At 47.5% G+C, this 4,951-nt stretch carries 5 protein-coding genes; 4 read left to right on the top strand and 1 reads right to left on the bottom strand.

The genetic code is table 11. The annotated features are described in order from the left end of the window. Positions 1 to 367 precede the first annotated feature (367 nt). The 4 genes from QZW82_RS32045 (at position 368) to QZW82_RS32030 (ending at position 4,028) form a co-directional block, all read left to right on the top strand. On the top strand, positions 368 to 1,282 hold the full coding sequence (locus QZW82_RS32045) for a UTP--glucose-1-phosphate uridylyltransferase (protein ID WP_293158384.1): 915 nt from the start codon (positions 368 to 370) through the stop codon (positions 1,280 to 1,282). Positions 1,283 to 1,562: 280 nt separating this feature from the next. After that, the gene (locus QZW82_RS32040) at positions 1,563 to 1,913 is read left to right on the top strand and encodes a hypothetical protein (RefSeq protein WP_193974745.1); all 351 of its coding nucleotides are present in this window, start codon (positions 1,563 to 1,565) and stop codon (positions 1,911 to 1,913) included. 110 nt (positions 1,914 to 2,023) lie between these two features. Beyond that, positions 2,024 to 3,544: an AAA family ATPase gene (locus tag QZW82_RS32035; protein WP_293132029.1), complete on the top strand. Its 1,521-nt coding sequence runs from the start codon at positions 2,024 to 2,026 to the stop codon at positions 3,542 to 3,544. Between the two features lie 130 nt (positions 3,545 to 3,674). Then, positions 3,675 to 4,028: a DUF1257 domain-containing protein gene (locus QZW82_RS32030; RefSeq protein ID WP_096832348.1), complete on the top strand. Its 354-nt coding sequence runs from the start codon at positions 3,675 to 3,677 to the stop codon at positions 4,026 to 4,028. Between the two features lie 153 nt (positions 4,029 to 4,181). Here the strand turns inward: QZW82_RS32030 and QZW82_RS32025 are convergent, their stop codons facing one another. Next, positions 4,182 to 4,811 (bottom strand): glycosyltransferase family 4 protein, encoded by a 630-nt coding sequence (locus QZW82_RS32025; protein WP_293158381.1) that lies wholly within the window; start codon positions 4,809 to 4,811, stop codon positions 4,182 to 4,184. Positions 4,812 to 4,951: the final 140 nt, after the last annotated feature.

Here is a 4,951-nt window from a genome sequence, read left to right as displayed (position 1 = left end):
GGCTGTGTCTGACACAACCCTTAGTCGGCAAGGTTTTTAGACAATCGAGATCGTTATCAATAGTTTTAAATTATTGATAATGGGTGACGGGAAATCAAGGATTAAAAAAATAAATTTCCGTTTTTTTGGGTCAATTGATTTCCAACTCGACTTGTGTGTACACCGTAGCCCTACAAGGGGGGAACCGGAGTCTTCTCAAAGTCCCCCGACCTAAGGGGGATTTAGGGGGATCTAGGCTCGGCATATAAACGAGATTTATCAAGAAGGGTTTTAGTCTTAAGTTGTCACCAATGGAGTTAATCGCAATCTGAAAGATGATTTAATGAAGGAACCGCAGAGGCGCAGAGGGCGCACAGAAGAGAACCGTATGAGTGAAAATCGGTGCGAGTCTACAGTCAAAAAAGCAGTGATTCCGGCAGCCGGTTTCGGTACTCGGATGTTTCCGGCTACTAAGGCAGTGAAGAAGGAATTCTTGCCAATTATCGATCGCACTGGCCGCGCTAAACCGATAATTTTGGCAATTGTGGAAGAAGCTTTGAGCGCGGGCATCGAGGAAGTTGGTATAGTTGTGCAAAAGGGCGATCGCACTTTTTTTGAAGATTTCTTTAAAACTAAGCCGTCTCCCGAACTTTTCCAAAAACTGTCTCAGCAAAATCAGGATTATAGCAAATATTTACAACAGTTGGGCCAGCGCGTTACAATTCTCACTCAGGATGTCCAGGAAGGGTTCGGCCACGCGGTATTTTGTGCTAAGGAATGGGTGAACAACGAGCCATTTCTCCTGCTTTTGGGCGATCACATTTACTCGTCGCAAACAGAAAGCTCTTGTGCGCGCCAACTATTGGATATTTACTCGCAAGTGCAGCACAGCGTCATTGGTTTGAGGGTAACACCATCTGATGTAATTCATCACTACGGCTGTGCGGCGGGAGTTTGGCAGGAACAAGATACTATTTTGTCGGTGACGCAAGTTTACGAAAAGCCGGATATCGAGTATGCGCGGCAGCATTTAAGCGTAGAAGGCTTGGCAGAGGATTTATTCTTATCAATGTTTGGGATGTATGTCCTCGATCCTATAATCTTTGATTGTTTGGCAGAACATATTAATGCCAATTTTCGAGAAAGAGGCGAATTTCAGTTAACGTCGTGTTTGGATAAGTTGCGGGAGTTGGAGGGAATGGCTGGTTATGTGGTGCAAGGGCGGTGTTTTGACACGGGATTGCCGGATGTTTACCGGCAGACTCTGATTGATTTTCCCACATCTCGGGGGGCGATCGGCTAATCAGCTTTCAAATTAGAGTTTTTTCCCAACATTCGCCTTTAGGTACGTTGTTGCGCTTCAGCGCTCTTTCAATATATATATAAGAGCGCTGAAGCGCAACAACGTACCTTGATAGCTGCCTCATCAGCTAAATCCTTCTATTTTCCGTTGTTAACCGCCCCAAAATTACGGCAATTGTAACGAAATATTACAAGATGACGCTAAAGCAGCATAGAGGCTTGACAGCAAAGAATTAAGTGGCTAATCTAATATACATACCCGGGTAAGTCAATTCACTGATATGCAAGAAAAGCAAAAAGTTACACTGTATCTTCCACCTGAACTGCATCGCCAGCTCAAAATCAAAGCCGCAGTTGAAACAGAACCGATGTCATCAATTGCAGAAAGGGCAATTGTCTTCTACCTAGGAAACCCCGAACTGGTTGACGAAGTAGAAGCCTCCTACGGACAAACCCACCGGGTGTACACTTGTCCAGAATGCACGGGTTCTGTAGTAATGCGAGATGGAGAACTGGCATCGGTAACAAGTCAGCCGAGTGTATTGGCTGAGCAGGAGCTTCCAGTCAAGCAAGTGTCCGGCGTCAGTGCCAGCACAGCCCAACCGGGAGAGGAAGAATTGGTTCCCTGCTAAGAATGCCTTGCTTGCTCAAAAAGCCATAACTGGAAATCTCATTCAGTAATGCGCTAATGGCAGCATTGAGATTCAGCAAAGATAGCACCGTCTCTAGTGGGTCGAGGAATATGCAAGAAGAGATCAGTATACTAATCCAAGCTCAATATCCTCTGATCTACCTCGTGACATCCGAGGAAGAGCGGTGTGAGCAAGCAATTTCCGCAATAGCTCAAGCTAAGCCGCAGCGCCGAGTCTTTGTCTGGACTGTAACCCAGGGCATGATAGAGTACGGTCAACCTCGTGCAAACACTCAGCAAAGCACCCTCTCGCCGCAGGCAGCTATTGAATGGGCGATTAGGCAGCGCGAACCGAACAACAACGCTACTATCTATGTATTCAAAGACCTGCATCCTTTTAAAGATGATGCAACCGTAACAAGGTTGTTGCGTGATGCGATCGCCAACTTCAAAGGAACACAAAAGACAATTATCCTGATGTCTCCTTTGCAGCAAATCCCGATCGAGCTAGAAAAGGAAGTCGTGGTATTAGACTTCGCGCTCCCAGACATGAAGGAACTAAACCAAGTATTGTCTAGCCAGTTGGAGCAAACGAAATCGCGACGCATTACCACAGAAGCGCGAGAAAAACTTTTAAAAGCAGCCTTGGGATTGACTAAGGATGAAGCTGAAAAAGTTTATCGCAAAGCCCAAGTTTCCACGGGGCGCTTAACCGAAGAAGAAGTAGACATAGTTCTGTCGGAGAAAAAGCAATTAATTCGGCGCAACGGCATTCTAGAGTTTGTAGAAGAAGACGAAACCCTGGATGCAGTCGGGGGTTTAGAAGAACTAAAACGGTGGCTCAAGCAGCGTTCCAACGCCTTTACAGAAAGGGCGAGAGAATACGGCTTGCCCCAACCAAAAGGGATGTTAATTCTCGGCGTACCCGGATGCGGAAAATCGCTGATTGCCAAGACTACCTCGCGCCTGTGGGGACTGCCCCTGCTAAGGCTAGATATGGGTAGAGTCTACGACGGCTCAATGGTAGGTCGCAGCGAAGCCAACCTCCGCAACGCCCTCAAAACCGCAGAATCCATCTCCCCAGCCATCCTCTTCATCGACGAACTAGACAAAGCCTTTGCAGGAGGCACTGGTTCGGCCGACTCAGACGGAGGAACCTCCAGCCGAATTTTCGGTTCATTCCTCACTTGGATGCAAGAAAAAACTTCCCCAGTCTTCGTAATGGCAACAGCAAACCGAATCGAGCGGTTGCCGGGGGAATTCTTGAGGAAAGGTCGATTCGACGAGCTCTTCTTTGTTGACCTGCCAACGAAAGAAGAACGCCAAGATATATTCAAAATTCACCTGTCAAAACGGCGTCGGGAAATTTCTCGCTTCGATTTAGAGCAACTTTCCAATGTTTCCGACGGCTTTTCAGGAGCAGAAATTGAGCAAGGGCTAGTAGCAGCCATGTACGAGGCCTTCGCTCAAGATAGAGAGTTTACGCAGTTAGATATCATCGCGGCCATTAAATCTACATTGCCACTGTCTAAAACCATGACCGAACAGGTCAGCGCCCTCCGAGATTGGGCGAGACAGCGCGCACGGCCCGCTGCGTCTTCCGTCGCTGAATACCAGCGAATGGAATTCTAAAAGCTTTCTCCTGGTCCAAACAGGAGCAAAGGCTAGCAACAGCTAGCAGTTCGATTGAAGAGCCGCCCAGCGGCACCGTTAAATCCAGACCGTTGTTGTTTCTCTCTCAGTTTTATTAGGAGGAAATCCAATGTCTCACTTTAGCACTCTGCGTACCAAAATCACTGATGCCGAAATCCTGAAAGCTTCCCTACGTGACTTGGGCATTTCAGTCAAGTCAGAAGCTGATGTTCGTGGCTATAATGGTCAGCGCGTTCGCTCCGACATCGTGGCGACTCTGGAAGGCGAATATGACCTGGGTTGGTCTCGCAATAGCGACGGTTCCTTTGATCTGATTGCAGACCTCTGGGGCGTTGCCAAAAAGCACAATCAAACTGAGTTAATTAACTCCATCAACCAGAAGTACGCAGTTAACAAGACCTTGGCAGCAGTCAAGCAGCGTGGTTTGCAAAACGCCAACGTCAAGTTGGTAGTGCAAAATTAATAACTCTGCGTGTTTCTAAGCTTGCGGGTTAACCAAATACTGGTTAACCCGTTTTTAGCGAGGATGTAGAGTGGTTTTTTTAGCCATTACGCACTTTTTTGCAAGCCCAAGCAGCAGCTTTCAATCTGAAGGCTGCTGCTTTAGATTGACTAGCTAATGCTTTTGGCAAGTGTCGATGGTTTGTTCATAAATTTCAATCATGCGATCGACTTTGCGTTCCCAGTCGAAATGCTCCCGCACTCGCTCCCATCCAGCCTGACCCATACTCTGTCGCAATTCAGGTGAATGAGCGAGCTTTAACATCGCATCAGTTAGTCCTTTGACAAAGCCTTCTCTGGAATCTGGTTCTACTAAAATACTGCAAGTCGAATCCAGATAATCCACTGGGCCGCCCCAATTCGTCGCAATGACCGGCAAGCCTACTGCCATTGCCTCCATCACCACCGCCCCCCCAGGCTCCCGCAAACTGGGGCATACCATTATATCAGCTTGTTGCATTTTGAGAGCGCACTGCTCGTGAGAGAGCCAGCCGCTAAATACAACTCTGCTGTCGAGTCCCAAACGAGCCGTTTGAGCTTCGAGTTCCCCTCGCATCTCCCCATCGCCGATGATTTCCCAAGCTGTATCCATTTGAGCGGCGACAGTGGCGAAGGCTTCCAGTAGCAAGTCTACCCCCTTCCAGTCTGCCAGTCGCCCCAAGAAAACAAAATGGATTTGTTGATTAGGCTCCTTTGATGCCCTAGATTCCGATCGCCACACCGATAAATCCACGCCGTTTTCCACAAGTTCAATGATTTTACCGTTCGTGTTAAACTGAACAAATCTTCATTTGTTCACTCTTGACACTTAATAAAGGTGTTACCTTTAAAGGTGCAACGGCTGCACTCGCTATCCCTTCTACTGTATAGGCATTAGGGAATACT

The organism is Microcoleus sp. bin48.metabat.b7b8b9.023 (genome assembly GCF_013299185.1).
Lineage (GTDB): Bacteria > Cyanobacteriota > Cyanobacteriia > Cyanobacteriales > Microcoleaceae > Microcoleus.
This window is presented reverse-complemented; position numbering and strand designations above follow the sequence as displayed.

What these genes read in the sequence shown, in the direction of transcription:
- QZW82_RS32045 (WP_293158384.1), top strand. Translation starts at nt 368, where the DNA reads ATGAGTGAAAATCGGTGCGAGTCTACAGTCAAAAAAGCAGTGATTCCG.
- QZW82_RS32040 (WP_193974745.1), top strand. Translation starts at nt 1,563, where the DNA reads ATGCAAGAAAAGCAAAAAGTTACACTGTATCTTCCACCTGAACTGCAT.
- QZW82_RS32035 (WP_293132029.1), top strand. Translation starts at nt 2,024, where the DNA reads ATGCAAGAAGAGATCAGTATACTAATCCAAGCTCAATATCCTCTGATC.
- QZW82_RS32030 (WP_096832348.1), top strand. Translation starts at nt 3,675, where the DNA reads ATGTCTCACTTTAGCACTCTGCGTACCAAAATCACTGATGCCGAAATC.